At 70.3% G+C, this 15,018-nt stretch carries 18 protein-coding genes; 5 read left to right on the top strand and 13 right to left on the bottom strand.

The genetic code is table 11. The features are described from left to right. Positions 1–102: 102 nt before the first annotated feature. From ABZX61_RS11800 to ABZX61_RS11790, 3 genes are read right to left on the bottom strand one after another with little or no spacing between them, the layout of a single operon-like run. The gene (locus tag ABZX61_RS11800) at positions 103–771 is read right to left on the bottom strand and encodes a hypothetical protein (protein WP_355193721.1); all 669 of its coding nucleotides are present in this window, start codon (positions 769–771) and stop codon (positions 103–105) included. A 6-nt stretch (positions 772–777) separates the two neighbouring features. Continuing rightward, on the bottom strand, positions 778–1,695 hold the full coding sequence (locus ABZX61_RS11795; RefSeq protein ID WP_355193719.1) for a hypothetical protein: 918 nt from the start codon (positions 1,693–1,695) through the stop codon (positions 778–780). Continuing rightward, positions 1,692–2,012 carry a hypothetical protein gene (locus ABZX61_RS11790; RefSeq protein ID WP_355193717.1) on the bottom strand — a complete coding sequence of 107 codons (321 nt, stop codon included), beginning with the start codon at positions 2,010–2,012 and terminating at the stop codon, positions 1,692–1,694. The genes ABZX61_RS11795 and ABZX61_RS11790 overlap by 4 nt, the downstream gene beginning before the upstream one ends. Positions 2,013–2,101: 89 nt before the next feature. On the opposite strand from ABZX61_RS11790, the gene ABZX61_RS11785 reads away from it, so the two are divergent. Together ABZX61_RS11785 and ABZX61_RS11780 are read left to right on the top strand one after the other, a co-directional pair. Beyond that, positions 2,102–2,536, top strand: coding sequence for a YbaB/EbfC family nucleoid-associated protein (locus ABZX61_RS11785; protein WP_355193715.1), 435 nt, complete (start codon positions 2,102–2,104; stop codon positions 2,534–2,536). 14 nt (positions 2,537–2,550) lie between these two features. After that, positions 2,551–2,928 carry a YbaB/EbfC family nucleoid-associated protein gene (locus ABZX61_RS11780; protein WP_355193713.1) on the top strand — a complete coding sequence of 126 codons (378 nt, stop codon included), beginning with the start codon at positions 2,551–2,553 and terminating at the stop codon, positions 2,926–2,928. Positions 2,929–2,936: 8 nt separating this feature from the next. On the opposite strand, the gene ABZX61_RS11775 is transcribed toward ABZX61_RS11780, so the two are convergent. Then, positions 2,937–4,019: a histidine kinase gene (locus tag ABZX61_RS11775; protein ID WP_355193711.1), complete on the bottom strand. Its 1,083-nt coding sequence runs from the start codon at positions 4,017–4,019 to the stop codon at positions 2,937–2,939. 65 nt (positions 4,020–4,084) lie between these two features. Further along, entirely contained in the window at positions 4,085–6,028 is a 1,944-nt protein-coding gene (locus tag ABZX61_RS11770; RefSeq protein ID WP_355193709.1) for a family 10 glycosylhydrolase, read from the bottom strand. Positions 6,029–6,350: 322 nt separating this feature from the next. Here ABZX61_RS11770 and ABZX61_RS11765 point away from each other — a divergent pair, with 322 nt between their 5' ends. Beyond that, the gene (locus ABZX61_RS11765) at positions 6,351–7,865 is read left to right on the top strand and encodes an N-acetylmuramoyl-L-alanine amidase (RefSeq protein WP_355193707.1); all 1,515 of its coding nucleotides are present in this window, start codon (positions 6,351–6,353) and stop codon (positions 7,863–7,865) included. 54 nt (positions 7,866–7,919) lie between these two features. Here ABZX61_RS11765 and ABZX61_RS11760 read toward each other — a convergent pair whose 3' ends face one another. The 3 genes from ABZX61_RS11760 to ABZX61_RS11750 all read right to left on the bottom strand — a co-directional run bounded on the left by ABZX61_RS11760 (position 7,920) and on the right by ABZX61_RS11750 (position 9,455). After that, on the bottom strand, positions 7,920–8,273 hold the full coding sequence (locus tag ABZX61_RS11760; protein WP_355193705.1) for a DUF2809 domain-containing protein: 354 nt from the start codon (positions 8,271–8,273) through the stop codon (positions 7,920–7,922). A 137-nt stretch (positions 8,274–8,410) separates the two neighbouring features. Next, the gene (locus ABZX61_RS11755; protein ID WP_355193703.1) at positions 8,411–8,635 is read right to left on the bottom strand and encodes a DUF397 domain-containing protein; all 225 of its coding nucleotides are present in this window, start codon (positions 8,633–8,635) and stop codon (positions 8,411–8,413) included. Continuing rightward, the gene (locus ABZX61_RS11750) at positions 8,622–9,455 is read right to left on the bottom strand and encodes a helix-turn-helix transcriptional regulator (RefSeq protein ID WP_355193701.1); all 834 of its coding nucleotides are present in this window, start codon (positions 9,453–9,455) and stop codon (positions 8,622–8,624) included. Before ABZX61_RS11750 ends, ABZX61_RS11755 begins: the two co-directional genes overlap by 14 nt. 136 nt (positions 9,456–9,591) lie before the next feature. Here ABZX61_RS11750 and ABZX61_RS11745 point away from each other — a divergent pair, with 136 nt between their 5' ends. Beyond that, positions 9,592–10,035 (top strand): ATP-binding protein, encoded by a 444-nt coding sequence (locus tag ABZX61_RS11745; RefSeq protein WP_355193699.1) that lies wholly within the window; start codon positions 9,592–9,594, stop codon positions 10,033–10,035. Further along, positions 10,032–10,235 (top strand): hypothetical protein, encoded by a 204-nt coding sequence (locus ABZX61_RS11740; RefSeq protein WP_355193698.1) that lies wholly within the window; start codon positions 10,032–10,034, stop codon positions 10,233–10,235. The genes ABZX61_RS11745 and ABZX61_RS11740 overlap by 4 nt, the downstream gene beginning before the upstream one ends. Positions 10,236–10,254: 19 nt before the next feature. On the opposite strand, the gene ABZX61_RS11735 is transcribed toward ABZX61_RS11740, so the two are convergent. Genes ABZX61_RS11735 through ABZX61_RS11715 form a run of 5 tightly spaced genes read right to left on the bottom strand, consistent with a single transcriptional unit; the run spans position 10,255 to position 14,946 of the window. Further along, complete coding sequence (locus ABZX61_RS11735) at positions 10,255–11,013, bottom strand: SDR family oxidoreductase (protein WP_355193696.1); 759 nt, start codon at positions 11,011–11,013, stop codon at positions 10,255–10,257. A gap of 20 nt (positions 11,014–11,033) precedes the next feature. Continuing rightward, positions 11,034–11,612 carry a TetR family transcriptional regulator gene (locus ABZX61_RS11730; RefSeq protein ID WP_355193694.1) on the bottom strand — a complete coding sequence of 193 codons (579 nt, stop codon included), beginning with the start codon at positions 11,610–11,612 and terminating at the stop codon, positions 11,034–11,036. Positions 11,613–11,650: 38 nt separating this feature from the next. After that, a complete protein-coding gene (locus tag ABZX61_RS11725) occupies positions 11,651–12,844 on the bottom strand; it encodes a hypothetical protein (protein WP_355193692.1) in 1,194 nt (397 codons plus the stop codon). Next, positions 12,841–13,356, bottom strand: coding sequence for a SigE family RNA polymerase sigma factor (locus ABZX61_RS11720; RefSeq protein WP_350723616.1), 516 nt, complete (start codon positions 13,354–13,356; stop codon positions 12,841–12,843). Before ABZX61_RS11720 ends, ABZX61_RS11725 begins: the two co-directional genes overlap by 4 nt. A 54-nt stretch (positions 13,357–13,410) precedes the next feature. Then, a complete protein-coding gene (locus ABZX61_RS11715) occupies positions 13,411–14,946 on the bottom strand; it encodes an IucA/IucC family C-terminal-domain containing protein (protein ID WP_355193690.1) in 1,536 nt (511 codons plus the stop codon). Positions 14,947–15,018: the final 72 nt, after the last annotated feature.

Below are 15,018 nucleotides of genomic sequence, written 5' to 3'. Positions count from 1 at the left end.
CGCCCGGGAAGCGGCTCCGGACATCCTTCCACGGGACGTTCTCGTTCGTTCCCTGGTAGGACTCCGGCATCAGACCCGGGTCGCCCCTGGGACGAGACCGGGTCAGTCCGACCCGCTCAGCCATCTCTCGGCGAAAGCCCGGATCTCCTCGTCCTCCGCGTTGACCGCGTGCTCCAGGAGGCCCGTGTCCTCGTCGGACAGGCGCCCGGCGGCCGCCGCGGCGAACAGCCGGGCCGTCGGGTCGGGCCCTTCGAGCCGGGCGAGGACCGCACGCGGGTCGGGCGCCTCGTCGTCCAGGCGGACCAGCCATTCAGCCATGTCCTTGACCGGACCGGGCTCCAGGTTCGCCGCCCCGGCTGCCAGCTGGTCCGTCGTGGCCGAAGCCAGGAAGCCGAGAACCTGCCAGCGGACACCGGTGTCGTAATCCGTGCTCAGGCTCATGACGCGCGCGATGGTGGATCCGTGCGGGGCGTCGCCGTTGACCAGGACGACTTCGACCGCGTAGAACCGCACCTGGGCGAACGGATGGGCGAGCAGAGCGGGGACCTCGTCCATCATCGGGGCGGCGAGCTCTCCCAGCTCCGACAGCAGCCAGGTCGCCGTCCGCACGGCCACGTCGTCGCCGCTGTGCAGGAGCTCGGTGAGGTTCCCGACGGGGTATCCGTCGTACAACTCGCTCAGCAGGTCGTTGGCCGCCGGGCCGACGACGTCGCCGTCGTGCGAATGCGCGCGGATGCGACGGATCAGGTCGTCGCCTGCTTGCGTCTGCATCGGCGGTTAACTTCCCCCCAGGAAGCGCTTGAGCATGTTGATTGCTCCCTTTTCCTCATCAACCCTGTGCACGTGCCCACGGTCGTTGTCGTTGTACCACTTCAGCTGCAGCTCCCGTTCTTGGACGCTCTTTTCCAGCTGCGCCTTGAGCGCCTCCGCCTCCTCTTTCGTCATGTTCTCTGTGCTTTTGGGGACTTTTCCATGGAATTTGATTCCTTGGTCTCTCCAACCGCCGCGGCCGCCGCCCCCGCCCCTGCCGCCCTTCTTCCCGGCCATCTGGGCCATGCCGTCCTTGAGGGAACGGGGGCCCGACGGCCCCGGCCGTAGCGGGACGGTCCGGCCGCCCGCGCCCGCCAGGGCCGGGCTTCCGCCGCGGCCGCCCGGGCGGCGCAGGTCGTCGAGGATGCGGCGCATGGGACCGGTGATCCGGCGGCGCACGATGGGGGCGATGACCTTGCCGGTGCCCTCGCTACCCTCGCGCAGGACCTTCCCGACGATCTTGCGGCGCATGAGCACGCGTGCGGTGGCGGCCGTCGCTCCCACTGCCCCGCCGAACGCCAGCAGCCTGGCCAGCTCGACCGAGGTGTAGACCGCCTGAGTGCCCGCCGCCACCTTCACCGCCGACACCACCGACGCGGCGCCTTCGAGCACCGCGGGAGCCAGCTTCAGAGCGGCGTTGGCCTGGGCGACGTGGCCGTTCTGCGTGCCCGTGCGCTCCCAGTGGGCCTGCATGGCGTCGGCGGACTCGCCTCGGTAGACCTGCTGCGTGGCGCGTACCGACGAGTCGGCCCCCGCCGCGGCGGGGACCGTGTTCGCGTGCGCCAGGCGCACCGCGCCGCCTTCCCGCCTGGCGTCGTCCTCGTCGAAGGTCGGGTAGGGCCCGAGCATCTGCATGACCCCGGCGGCCTCCGGGGGAAGTGTCACGCCCACGCGCGTCCCAGGTTCTGCACGGCCTCGACGTTGGCGGCCTCGGTCTCGCTCGTGTTCTTCACCACGGTCTGCAGGCCCTCGCCGGTCGCGCCCATCTCCTGGGAGAGCCCGGAGAGCGCGGCCATGGACACCGCGCGGGATTCGGCGTACGTGCTGGTGAACACGGCGAAGAGGCCGTCGTCCCCCCAGGACGACACGCCATCCCCGCGTCCGTGCATCGGCGCGAGAGCGGCGCCGTAGTCCTCCCCGTGGGTCCTGATCCGGGAGGCATCCTGCCCCACCGCTCCCAGAGCTATCTCAAGTCCCGTCATGCCAAATGACCATATAGGGGCATATCGCCGCGCGCGTAACGCTTCCCGTTAATGAGACTTACATCGCTCATTAATGATCTTGTCGGTGTATGTCTAGACTTGGCCGCCTGTGCTCTCCTGACCACCCGGAGGTCGCCATGTCCTTCCCCTCACCCGACCACGACGCCGAATACCTGGAGGAGTACGCCGCCCAGGGGCGGCGGGTCATCCGTGACCTGCGCGCGGCACAGGCCGCGATCCGGCAGGTGGAAGGCCTGGCCAGGAGCAAGGACGGGCTGCTGGAGGCGGCCGCCGACGGCCAGGGCGGGCTGACCCGCCTGCGCATCGACCCGCGCGCTCTGCGGCTCGATGAGGCGACGCTCGGACGCGAGGTGACCGCCGTGCTCCAGGCGGCCCAGGAGGACGCGGCCCGCAAGGCGCAGGAGATCGCGGACGAGGCCATGGGCGCCGCGCACCTGCCCGAACCTCTCGACGAGACATTCGTACGCCAGCGGGTCGAGCAGGCGGCCCGCGATCTTCTTTAGGCTCGGAGGCAAGCGTGTACCGCCATCCCTACGACCCGGCCAACATCAGGGAACAGGACCTGGACGAGGCCGGCCGCCAGAGTGAGCAGATGCTGGCCTGGCTCGAGACGGCCCAGGAGGATCTCGAAAAGATCGTCGGCACCGGCGAGGCGGCCTCCGGCCAGGTCAAGGCGACCGTCGACGTCAACGGGCGCGTCCTGGACGTCCGGTACGGCTCGCGCGCGACCCGTCTGAGCAGCCACGAACTGGCCGAGCAGACGCTGGCCGCGGTGGGCGAGGCGTGCGCGGACGCCCAGCGCCAGACCCATGACTTCATGCGCGAGGCGCTGCCCGGCTACGACCCCGTGGAAGCGAACGCCCATTTCGAGCGCCTGCTGAACGACTGGGACTGATCTCCCGTTCACGGGGGCGGCGTGGGGAACGTCGCCTCGACCCGGAAGCCGCCCTCCCGGTCCTCCCCGGTCTCCAGGGTGCCGCCCACCAGCTCCACCTGCCGCCGCAGGTCCAGCAGCCCCATCCCGGGCCCGGTGCCGCCGACCCAGGCGTCCGGCTGGCCGGGGGTGTTGCGCACGGCGATCCGTACCGATCCCGGGCGATAGCGCACCCGCACCCGCGCCTCCGCCCCGGGCGCGTGCTTGCGGACGTTGGTGAGGGCCTCCTCGACCATCAGGTACGCGGTGCGCCCCACCACGCCCGACACGGGCACCGGCGTGCCGTCCACCACCAGCTCCGCGGGGACGCCCGCGCAGGCCGACTCGGTGACCAGCGGCCGCAGGTCGGGCAGCGGGAGCCCCAGGTCGAAGCCCTCCCCGGTGCCGCGCCGCAGCAGCGCCACCATGTGACGCAGCTCGTCCAGCGCCTCGAACCCGGTCGCCCGGATCTCCTCCGCCGCCGCCCTCCCGCGCTCGTCGCGCGCCGCCATGGCCAGCACCCCGGCCTGCAGCACCATCCGGCTGACCCGGTGGGTCACGACATCGTGCATCTCGCCCGCCAGCCGTTCGCGCTCGACCCGCTGGGCCCGCTCCGCCAGCTCGCGGCGCAGGCGCTCCCTGACGGCCACGTACATGCCGTACAGGGTGGCCAGGGCGAGCGCCGCCTCGGTGCGCAGGATCAGCGGGAGGCGGTCGGGCAGTGACAGGACGGCCAGGCCCAGGATGATCACCGGCAGCCAGCGCTGGATGCCGCGATACCGCTCCGCCGCGAACGCCATCGCGCCGTACGCGGCGAAGGCGCACGTGGGCGGCCAGAGCGGCGCCGCGTCCGGCAGCGGCACGTGCCAGACCACTGACAGCACGGGCAGGGCGATCGCCGTCCCCGCGCTGACCCAGGCGACGGTGAGCGGCGCCCTGCGCGTCCAGAGCACCGGCACCGCCGCCGCGAGCAGGACCACGAGGACCGGGCCGGTGTAGCCGGTCGCCAGCGTCAAGCCTCCCGCGGCCAGGACCGCGACCGCGTCGATCGGCCGCGGACGGACACCGTCCACCGGCTCATCGTACGATCACGCACCGGCCCTGCCCAGACTCCAACCGGGCCCTCTGACCGACTGCGTCAGGTCTTGGTGATGCGGACGGCGTCGGCGATGACGTAGCCCGTCGCCGAGGTCCACCGGCTCACCCCGACCACGTTGTACGTGCCCGCCGCCAGCGTGTACGTGCCCAGCACCCGCCACTGCCCGCCGCCGCTGCGCTGGTCCACGGTGACCGTCTGGTTCCCGCCGGAGGTGGCGACGATGTACGGCGTCGCGCTGTTGTAGCCGGAGTCGGCCGGGTACCACACCTCCACCCGGTAGGTCCCGGCGCTGGGGATGGTCGTCTGGTACCAGGCGGGATCGCTGGCCGAGACCGGGTTGGCGAAGCGGTAGTCGGCGCCGTGCAGCTGCCCGGAGAAGGCGGACGTGCCCCAGTTCGTGCTGGCGGTGAAGCCCGCGTCCGAGTTGTCGATCACGACGCTGAACCCGTCGCCGGACTGCCCCACGGGCTTGCCCGTGCTCGGCGCGCTCTCCTGGTGGGTGCGGTTGAGGGCGGTCACGTAGTACGTGAACGCCCCGGAGGCGGCGGACGAGTCCGTGAAGGACGTCTTCCGGGTCGTCGTGAGCAGGTTGCGGGCGTCGGCGAAGGAGCACGGGTCCGCGGTGGACTGCAACCCGTTCACCCGGTACACCGCGTAGTACGTGCCCGAGCCCGTCCACGCGAGCTGGACGCCGGTCGAGCCCTGGGTGGCCGAGGTGATCGCGGGCGCGGGCGGCGGCGCCGCCGAGCCGCGGGCGGGCAGCAGCGCGGGCTTGGAGTAGTGGGCGTTCACCACCCGGGTGAACGACCCGATCCGGTCCGCCTTGACGTCCTTCGCGCTGAAGAAGATGTCCCCGGACACCTCGGGATGCCGGCGGTTGTCGGTCAGGTGGTCGCTCAGCTCCGCCGGGTCCTGCCAGGCGGCGTCCTGCCCGGAGGCCCCGGCGCGGTAGGCGGCCTGGCCGACGACGAGCTGCACGCCGGTGCCCCGCACCTGGTCGGACCACCAGGCCGTGAGCACTTCGTAGGCGGCGGCGGAGAAGCCGATGTGCCAGTAGATCTGGGGCGAGATGTAGTCCACCCAGCCCTGCTTGACCCATTTCCGGCTGTCGGCGTAGATCGCGTCGTACGACTGCAGCCCCGACGTGCGCGAGCCCAGCGGGTCGGTCGCGGCGTTGCGCCAGATGCCGAACGGGCTGATCCCGAACGACACGTGCGGCTTCGCGGTGTGAATGCGCTGGCCCAGCTCCTGCACGAGCAGGTTGACGTTGTTGCGCCGCCAGTCGGCGATGTTGCCGAACCCGCCGCCGTGCTGGGCGAACGTGCCCGCGTCGGGGATGGTCTGGCCGTCCACCGGATAGGGGTAGAAGTAGTCGTCGAGGTGCACGCCGTCCACGTCGTACTTGGAGACGGCGTCCATGATCGCGTCCTCGATGAAGGCGCGTACCGCCGGGATGCCCGGGTTGTAGTAGAGCTTCCCGCCGTACGCGAAGCGCCACTCGGGATGCTGCCGCGCGGGATGCGTGGACACGAGCTTGTTCGGATCGGCGTGGTTGGCGATCCGGTACGGGTTGAACCAGGCGTGGAACTCCAGGTTGCGCGCGTGCGCCTCGTTGACCATGAAGGCCAGCGGGTCGTACCCGGGATTCCCGCCCTGGGTGCCGCTCAGCCACTCCGACCACGGCTCGAACGGTGACGGCCAGAACGCGTCGGCCGTGGGCCTGATCTGCACGACCACGGCGTTCATCCGCTTCTGCACGGCCATGTCCAGCCACGCGCGGAACTCGGCCTGCTGCTTCGCCGCGCTCAGCCCCGTGTCGCTGGGCCAGTCGATGTTCGCGACCGTGGAGACCCACATGGCCCTGAGCTGGCGTTTCGGGGTGGCGGGGTCAGGCGTGCAGGCGGCCGCGGCGGCGGAGAAAGTGGAGGTCACAAGATGGACGAGTACGGCGAAGGCCGCCAGAGCGGTGCGCAACGCGATCACGAAGAGAAGTTTCAGCGCGTTCAGAAGAAAGTGCAATAGTCTTCACCGCTTCGGTGGGGCCCAATCTCGGGGCGCAGAACACGCACCACGTCAGGCGCGCCCGCTCTCTTTGAAGCGGCACTCGAAGCTCTTCCCCCGGGCGGCCTCGACACCGGACGACCGCCGTCAAAGGGGCGAAAAGTTTCACCTAACACGTGAGTAATGTCAATTATCGACATATGTCAAGACGTGCCATACGGTGGGCGCGTCTAGCGGTCCACCCGGAGGTAGCAGGTTCCGCGCGCCCACGGTGCGCCGCTTACCACCAACGAGGAGCACCCCCATGACTCTCGTCCGCACGCGATTAGCAGCCCTCGCCACCTCGACTCTCGCCGTCCTCCTCATCGCCGCAGGCCAGCCCGCCCTGGCGGTGGCCAAGGACAGCCCGCTCCAAGCGGCGTTCGCCAAGGCGGCCGCCGCACAGGACGTCCCCCGCGACCTGCTCGTCGCGCTCGCCTACGCCGAGACCCACCTCGACGGCCACAAGGGCGAGCCCAGCGCCAGCGGCGGATACGGCGTGATGCACCTGGTCAGCAATCCGACCAACCACTCGCTCGAGAAGGCCGCCGAGCTGACCAAGCTCCCGGCCGACAAGCTGAAGGCCGACGACGAGGCGAACATCCTCGGCGGCGCGACCGTGCTGCGTTCCCTCGCCGACGGGCTGGGCCTCGACGAGACGGCCAGGAAGGACGCCGGGCGCTGGTACCAGGCCGTGGCCAAGTACGGCAACGCCTCCTCGCCCGAGCTGGCCCGCCTCTACGCCGACGCCGTGTACGAGCAGCTCGGCCTCGGCATCGACATCCGCGGCGTCCAGGTCAAGCCGCAGGAGGTCACCGCCGACCGGGGCGAGCTCGCCAAGGCCCGCCAGCTGAACGCGCAGGCCGAAGTGGCCAGCCCCGACTACCCGCCGGCCGCGTGGGTGGCCGCCAGCTCCAGCAACTACACCGCCTCCAGCCGCCCGTCGGCCTACGCCATCGACCGGGTGGTCATCCACGTCACCCAGGGCTCGTACGCCGGCACCATCTCCTGGTTCCAGAACTCCGCCGCGCAGGTCTCCGCCCACTACGTGGTCAAGTCCTCCAACGGCGCCATCACCCAGATGGTGCGCGACAAGGACATCGCCTGGCACGCCGGCAACTGGACCTACAACACCAGGTCCATCGGCATCGAGCACGAGGGCTACGTCGCCGACGCCTCGTGGTTCACCGACGCGATGTACCGGGCTTCCGCGGCCCTGACCAAGGCCATCTGCGACAAGTACGGCATCCCGAAGGACCGCAGTCACATCATCGGACACAACGAGGTCCCGGGCGCGACCCACACCGACCCGGGCTCGTACTGGAACTGGACCACGTACATGAACTACGTGACCGGTGGCGGCACCCCGTCGTGGTCCACGACCATCGACAACACCACCTCCGGCCAGTTCACCGCCAGCGCGAACTGGGGCACCTCCACCTACTCCAGCCAGCGCTACGGCGCCGACTACCGCTACGCCGACCCCGTCGCCGCCAGCGACCCGGCGTGGTACTCGGCGACCATCCCGAGCGCGGGCACGTACCGGGTCGAGGTCTGGTATCCGGACGATCCCGGATACAACAGCTCGGCGCCGTTCATCGTGGCGGCGTCGGGCGGCAACCAGACCGTCTACGTCGACCAACGCTCCGGCGGAGGGGCCTGGAAGAGCCTGGGCACCTTCTCGCTCAACGCCGGCACGTACAACGCCGTCGGCGTGAGCCGCTGGACCTCGGGCACGGGCTACGTCATCGCCGACGCCGTCCGCATCAGCCGGGTCTGAGAATCACCTCGTACGGCCCGCGTCCCCTCCGCAGCGGGGGCGCGGGCCGTACCTTCACGTCTCAGGGCGACATCGGCGTTCCCAGGCCAGGGCCGCGACCACACCGATGGCATAGGCGACCAGGTCCCATGGGTCGGGGAACGCACCGACCAGGACACCGCCGATCCCCGGCGGGGTCATGCCGACTATTTGGTAGAGCTCGACGGCGACGGCGATCGCGGCCGTGGCCAGGGTGCGGCGTGCGGCGGTGGTGCGCCACAGCAGCCCCAAGAACGCGTAGACCAGCATGGTGGCGGCGACGTCGCTCACGTAACCGCGGATGAACGGTTGTCCCGGGCCCCGGTAGAAGAGGACGAACGCGCCGACGGCGAGGGCGGCGCCACCCAGAAGGACCATGGTGCGGCGCATGAGATTGACATCTTCTCCGAATCTCAACGATCAGGACGACCTGATCATAGAGTTCGTCCCCTATGGCGGCCACGCCCGCCGGGTCCGCAGCGCGAACACCATCAGATGAGCGCCTGCCGGCCGCCGCAAGAGACGGGTCAGAAGTCGAATTCGCCGACTTTCGCGCCGCCCACGAAGGCGCGGAAGACGCCTCCGCGCACGATCATCGGCGGGACATCGGGCTGCTCGGAATCCCTGATCGCGTACCGGTCGCCACTCAGCTTGGCCGCGTAGAGGCAGTCCCCTCCGCTGGAGCCGGAGAGCGTGGACTTCTTCCACTGCGCCGCATCCAACTCGGCGCGCAGCTCATCACTGATCTTCATACCTTGCCGCCACCTCACGTACTAGTCGCTGGCTCGTGTGCAGGGGATGCGCCCATTTGTGAATAGCGTCGTATCTGAGACTAACGCGGCGCACGGTGTCCTCGTGGGCGGACACAGAGCCCAGGGCGGCGTCTTCGAGGGAGATGTGGTCCGGTATGTCGTCACTCTGGGCAAGGGCGAATCCTCCGAGTAGACCTGCTGTGGCGCCCACCTCCAGCGGCACTACCTGGAACGAAATGTTGGGTCGCTCGGTCATCTTCAGCAGGTGCTCCAGTTGCTCCCGCATCACTTCCTTCCCGCCGACCGGCCGGAGGAGAGCGCATTCATCGAGCAAGGCCCAGTACATGGGTGGGCTCTCGCGCTCGAATACAGACTGCCGCCGGAGGCGCGTCTCGACGGCCGCTTCGATCCATTGCTCGGTGACCCACGGCTCGGCAGAGAGGATGGCCCGCGCATAACGAGCCGTCTGGAGGAGTCCCGGGACCACGAGCGGTTGCCAGGTTCGGATGGTGTGTGCCCTTTCCTCGACCTTCGGCCACTCGCTGAACCACTTCGGAGTGGACATGACCGTGGTGTTGGGCAGGAGCCCGAAGAGCTCCCCGTTCAGCCCCAGAACCGCTTCGGCCGCCAGAGTGAATTTCTTGCCCGGCCTCCGCTTACCGCGCTCGATCAGGCCGACCAGGCTCTCGCTGCATGAGAGCAGGTCTCCCAGAGCCGTCTGGGAAAGACCTGCCGCGTTGCGCGCCTTCTTCAGTACCTCGCCGTAAACCTCTGTCGTCATGCCATTGCCCTTTCTCAGGACCCGGACAAGCGCCAGCACGTCCGTCTGGAAACGGACTGTGACGTGCCGATTACAAATTAGCCCGGCGGCGGCACTCTGGGGAGTGCTTCCAGACACATGCTCAGCCTGTTGTCCGAGCCAAATACCGGCACAACAGAACAAAGGCGGTGATTTTGTGCGGGCAAGAACTACATCAGCAGAGCTCGCCGATGTCGTCCTATGGCGCGATACGACGCTGCGCCGCAACGACAAGACGTCGTGGCAGGCGCGGCAGGCGACCGGGCTTTGGCTCACCGACAGCCATCCGACGGTCCGCTCCGACGCGCTCCAGATCGTCTCCGAACTGGTGGCCAACGTCATCCAGCACGTCCCGGGCGGCAGGCGGCGCGACTGGGTCAAGGTCCGGCTGGGCTTCGGCGACGGCTTCGTCCGCCTTGAGGTGATCGACCCGGGCGCTCCGGAACCGGAGCCGCGCTTCGTCCCTCGCCAGTTGGGCCCCATGGAGGAGTCGGGTCGCGGCCTCGGCATCGTGGCCCGGCTGAGCGCCAGATGCGGCACGCACGTCACCGAGGACGGCCACCGCGTCGTGTGGGCCGACCTCGTAGCGGGCGTGCCGTGACGGCGATCAGGAGGATTCCCGGCTGGGAGATCATCGAAGGCGCCGGAGGCGGCTACATCGCCATCCGCACCGTCCAGGTGCCCGAGCACAGCGCGCTGTCCAACGTACGGTGCGGCGCGACCCTGCCGGAGTTGTTCGAGCATCTGGAGGAGGAGACGCGCCGCAGGGCCAACTCGAACGCCCGCCATCGAGCAGGATGACCAGCGGCGAGCCATCCGGTCAGGCGGTGGCGCCGCCGTCGATCACGTGGTCCTGGCCCACGACGAAGCTCGACTCCGGCGACGACAGCCACAGCGCCGCCGCCGCGACCTCCTCTGGCGTGGCGACCCGGCCGATCGGCAGCGCGCCCCTCATGCGCTCGTCCCGCTCCTCCCGGGTCTCGCCGGGCCGCGTCGCCATGGGTGAGTCGATCGGGCCGGGGCTGACGGCGTTGATCCGTACGCCGTCGGCGATGTGGTCGCGGGCGGCGGTGCGGGTCAGGAAGCTCACCCCCGCCTTCGAGGCGGCGTACGCGGCGGCTCCCGGCAGCCGCCAGTGCGCGCCCAGGTTGGAGGCCACGTTGACGATGACCCCGCCGCCGTGGGCGCGCATGTGGGCGATCTCGTGCTTCATCGACAGGAACACGCCCTTGAGGTTCACCGCGAGCGCGGTGTCCCAGACGTCCTCGTCGTAGTCGGCCAGCGGCGCTAGCATGCCGAAGACACCGGCCGCGTTGAGCGCGACGTCGAGGCCCCCGTACCGGGAGACCGCGGCCTCGACCATGGCGGCGACGTCGGCCGACCGCGTGACGTCCACGGCGAACGCGCTCGCCCGCCCGCCCCGCTCCTCGATCAGCTTCACGACCTCGGCCAGCCTGGCCGTGTCGCGCCCCGCGACCAGCACGGACGCGCCCTCACCCGCGTACGCCAGCGCCGCGGCCCGTCCCAGGACGCCGCTCGCGCCGGTGACCAGGGCGACCTTGCCCTCAAAGCGATTCATCTATTCCATACCAATCGTTCTCAAATTTGGACGGCGACCATGGCCTGGTCGACCGCGTCGCGCAGGCGGCGCGGATCGGGGTCGGCCCTGCCGAGCACCCTGATGCCCTGCAGCAGCACGAGCAGGAACCTGGCCAGCGCGTGCGGGTCCTTCCCCGCCGGGATCTCGCCCTGGGCCCGCGCCCGGACCAGGGTGGCGGCGAGCACGGTCTCCAGCCCCGCCCAGCTCTCCGTCACCTTGCGGGACACGGCGGCGTCGCGCGTGGCGAACTCCACCGCCGTGTTCACCACCATGCAGCCCCGCCGCAGCTCGTCGGCCAGGCACTCCGCGACGTACGAGTCGAGGAAGGCCCGGACGGCGGGCAGCGCGGGCCCCGGCTGGGACAGCCGCTCGACCACGTTGTGCTGCTCCAGGTAGCGCTCCAGCGCCTTCAGGTAGAGCTCGCGCTTGCCGCCGAAGGTGCCGTAGATGCTCGCCCGGGCGATCCCGAGGTGCTCCACGAGGTCCGCCATCGACGTCGCCTCGTATCCGCGTTCCCAGAACAGCTCCAGGGCCTTCTGCAACGCGACCTCGGGATCGAACTCCTTGCTCCTCGCCACGAGGCCAAAGCTAGCACATTCAAGAACGATCGATCCAGTTACCTAGGAGTGAGCACCCATTGCCAGGCGCCGTCCTTGTCGGAGTCGCGGTTCGCGCCGAGCTGCGTCGTCCGCTGACCGTCCACGCTCACCAGGACCAACCCGTTGTTGAACTCGCTCTCGCACGACCCGGCGCACCCCACGGCGATGACGTTGTCGTCGTCGGCCCAGGCGTGCCACTGCAGCACCTTCTGCCCCCCGACGGGATCGGCCGGCACGCCGCGGCCCAGGACCAGGCGGCCGTTCGGCGAGGTCGCCGAGATGCCCGTGTAGTCCACATACCGGTCCCCTTCAGGCGCTTCGCGCCGCTGACCATCGAGACTGTAGAAGACGCGATCCGGCATGGTGCTGGTGGGCGCCCAGAGCATCGTGCCGTCGAGGCTCCAGCCGAGATCCTGCCGGCCGTTCCCGTTGAAGATCTTGTCGTCGGTGACCGTCGCGCCGGCCATCGGCGGCAGCTCGTGGTATGCGGCCGTGCCTGCCTCGACGTCGACGATGTAGTAGCCGGTACGGGGGCTGTTCCCGGTGTGGCCCAGCTCGTCGCCCTTCCCCCGAAGGATGTCCGGGTAGCCGGAGTACGCCGTGGCCAGGACCTTGGTGCCGTCCGGGGACCACACGACCGACCCGACCGGGTGTTCCAGGTCGATCCACTTGAGGATCTGCCGGGTGTTCAGGTCGAGGATCCCCAGTCGCTTGCTGATCAGCTCCCCCTCCAGCACGGCGGCCACCTGCAGCCCGGGGGCCACGTCCACCCAGGCCCACGAGGTCTTCTCGTAGCCGTCGGTGCGCGGGTCGTACAGCGACCACCTGTACACGACCCGCTGCTGGTCGTCCGAGACCCGCTCCAGGCGGGTGGTGTAGTAGGCGGACACGGCCATGCGTCCCGCGGCGATCAGCTTGACCGGCGGGCTGTGCTCCGTGTCGGTCCGCACGTCGGTCGGCGCGGGCGACGGGCGAGGGGGCAGCGTGACGCCGGTGGCCGCGTGCATGGTGGCCTGCGGGTCGCGTACGTCCGGTCCGGCGCCGCGCAGGCCCACGGCGGACACCGCGATCGCCGTCACCAGCCCCACGGCCAGCACCACCATGCCGACGGGCTTCCAGGCGCGCCTCCGCAGCGCCCGGTCCGCCAGATCGTGCGGCACCCTCGTCTCGTCGGCCCACTCCTGCAGCGTGTCCCGAAGCAGTCGCGTCATTTGGCCACCTCCAGTTCCCTGGCCAGTTCGGGGGCGATCTCGCGCAGGCGGGCCAGCGACCTGTGCGCCGTGCTCCTGACCGTTCCGACGGAACAGCCCAGCGCCCGCGCCACGTCCTGCTCGGGCAGGTCCTCGAAATACCGCAGCACCAGCACGGTGCGCTGCCGCGCCGTGAGCCGCGCCAGCGCCGACCGCAACACCATGCGCAGCTCGCTCTGGTGGTTGAGGTCCCGGTCCGCCAGCTCGGGCGGCTCCGCCTGCACGATCTCGCCGCGCCGCCTGCTCGCCCGCCACCAGCTGATCTGCTGGCGGTACATGATCTGCTTGGCGTACGCCTCAGGCGCGTCCACCCGCCGCCACCGGCTCGCCAGCTTCGCCAGCGCGGTCTGCACCAGGTCCTCGGCTGCGTGCTGGTCACCACCGGTGAGCAGGAACCCGAGTCGCATGAGTGCGGGGGAGCGCGCAGAGACGAACTCGCGGAAACGTTGCTCGTCCGCGACGTCCACGATCACCTCCAGGGGATAGTCATCACCCCCTCAGACGCCCCCCGGCCGGCCCGCTATGCGTCACGGGGCCAGGGGGTTGGGTACGGGGACCGCCCGCATGTCGCCGCCCCCGGCGTTCAGCCAGCGCAGCAGCAGGTTGGCCTTGGCCGGGATGTGCGTGGCGCCCAGCAGATCGCGCAGCTCGTCCGGATCCCCGTGATCCTTGCCGCACCCCGTGAACACCGTCCTGGCCCGTGCCCACAGCTCTCCCCGCAACCCCGGATGGCGCTCGGCCAGGGCTCCCGCGATCTCGCAGAGGTTGTTGGTCACCAGGCAGTACACCAGCCGCTCCCACGCCCGCGCACCCCCGACGCCCTTCAGCGACGGGTGCCGCTCCGCGACGAGCTTGACCCCCTCGTGGTCGCGGAAGACGGCCTGCGCGGGAAGCCCGTGCTCGTCCACCGCGATCAGCACGTTCTGCAGATGGCACTCCAGCACGACCCCATGACGGAAATAGGCGTGCAGGAGCGGGGGAACCACGTGATCCAGGTACCGCTCCCACCACACGAGCGCCAGTTCCTCGCCCAGCCCGTCGAGCGGGTTGCCGGGGAAGCCCTCGCTGATCCCCGCCGCGAGCAGCACCGTCAGCCCCGGGCGCACGTGTTCGCGCAGGCCGTCGCGGACGATCACCGCCAGCGCCTCCCCGCCGTCCCGGTCCAGCTCGGCGCTGCGGTAGCCGCGGTCGCGCAGCACGGCGGGCCGGGCCACGTGGTCGGGCAGGTCGTCGAACGCCTGCCCGACGACCTCGGCCACCACGGCCAGCCGGCTCAGGTCGCGCAGCCACAGCCGCCGGATGTCGTTCGTGATCCGCACGTCCAGGCTGAACTTGCAGAACAGGTCCAGCTCGGGCAGGTACACCGTACGGATCGACGAGGTCGGTGAGGCGAGGGCCCCGGTGACGCCCACGTGGCGCAGCGGCGGGCCGCCCAGCAGCTCCACCTGCCAGGGATGCGCGGGCAGCAGGGCCAGGCCGTCGCCGGGCGGCTGCCCCAGCCGGTCGAGCGCGCCCACCTCCCCCACCTCCACCAGCCGCTCGGCCGGCACGCCGAACAGCGGCAGCGCGAAGCTCGCGTACGCCTCCGGCGCGTACGGGAGCCAGGCCCCCGCACCGGACCCGCCGCGGGCCTTGGGCGCGGGGTGGTAGCGATGGCCCGCGACGAGGGCCTGTTCGGAACGCAGGTAGAGGTCCGCGGGCGGCGTCGCGGCCCGCCTGGCGGCCAGCAGCGCGGCCATGACGTCCCGGCTGTGCGTGATCTCGGCGGGCAGCGTGTCGTTGTCGACCCCGGTCCCCGCACGCAGTTCGGCGGCCGTCAGCGCGACCAGGTCGTCCAGGGAGAGGGGGCGCCAGCCGCCGGGCGTCCGCTGCTCGGCCCGGTCCGGGAACCGCCCGCCGGCGACGCGCAGGAGCCGGCCGGTCGCGGGCAGCAGGAAAGCGCCGACGCGCGCGGGCCGGGCCACTTCGCGGATCAGGCAGTTGAGCAGTGCCGTCGTCGCGAGGTTCGCGGCGTCTGTCTGTGCCTCTCGCGGGAGAGGAAGAAGGCCGTCGGTAGGTGCCATGGCGACCTTATCCCTACCCTTTGTCCCTATTGGTGCCAACAGAGTAGCTACTGGGCGGGTTTCCTGGAAATG

Origin of the sequence: Nonomuraea sp. NPDC003709 (genome assembly GCF_040610775.1) — a bacterium.
GTDB classification, from domain to species: Bacteria; Actinomycetota; Actinomycetes; order Streptosporangiales; family Streptosporangiaceae; genus Nonomuraea; species Nonomuraea angiospora_A.
The sequence above is the reverse complement of the archived record's forward strand: the minus strand, read 5'-3'. Positions and strand labels throughout refer to the sequence as shown.

Bases quoted from the DNA above. Each gene is read 5' to 3' on its own strand.
- ABZX61_RS11755 (WP_355193703.1), bottom strand. From the start codon at position 8,635: ATGAAGATCAGTGATGAGCTGCGCGCCGAGTTGGATGCGGCGCAGTGG.
- ABZX61_RS11760 (WP_355193705.1), bottom strand. From the start codon at position 8,273: ATGCGCCGCACCATGGTCCTTCTGGGTGGCGCCGCCCTCGCCGTCGGC.
- ABZX61_RS11735 (WP_355193696.1), bottom strand. From the start codon at position 11,013: ATGAATCGCTTTGAGGGCAAGGTCGCCCTGGTCACCGGCGCGAGCGGC.
- ABZX61_RS11725 (WP_355193692.1), bottom strand. From the start codon at position 12,844: ATGACGCGACTGCTTCGGGACACGCTGCAGGAGTGGGCCGACGAGACG.
- ABZX61_RS11800 (WP_355193721.1), bottom strand. From the start codon at position 771: ATGCAGACGCAAGCAGGCGACGACCTGATCCGTCGCATCCGCGCGCAT.
- ABZX61_RS11715 (WP_355193690.1), bottom strand. From the start codon at position 14,946: ATGGCACCTACCGACGGCCTTCTTCCTCTCCCGCGAGAGGCACAGACA.
- ABZX61_RS11785 (WP_355193715.1), top strand. From the start codon at position 2,102: ATGTCTAGACTTGGCCGCCTGTGCTCTCCTGACCACCCGGAGGTCGCC.
- ABZX61_RS11765 (WP_355193707.1), top strand. From the start codon at position 6,351: ATGACTCTCGTCCGCACGCGATTAGCAGCCCTCGCCACCTCGACTCTC.
- ABZX61_RS11790 (WP_355193717.1), bottom strand. From the start codon at position 2,012: ATGACGGGACTTGAGATAGCTCTGGGAGCGGTGGGGCAGGATGCCTCC.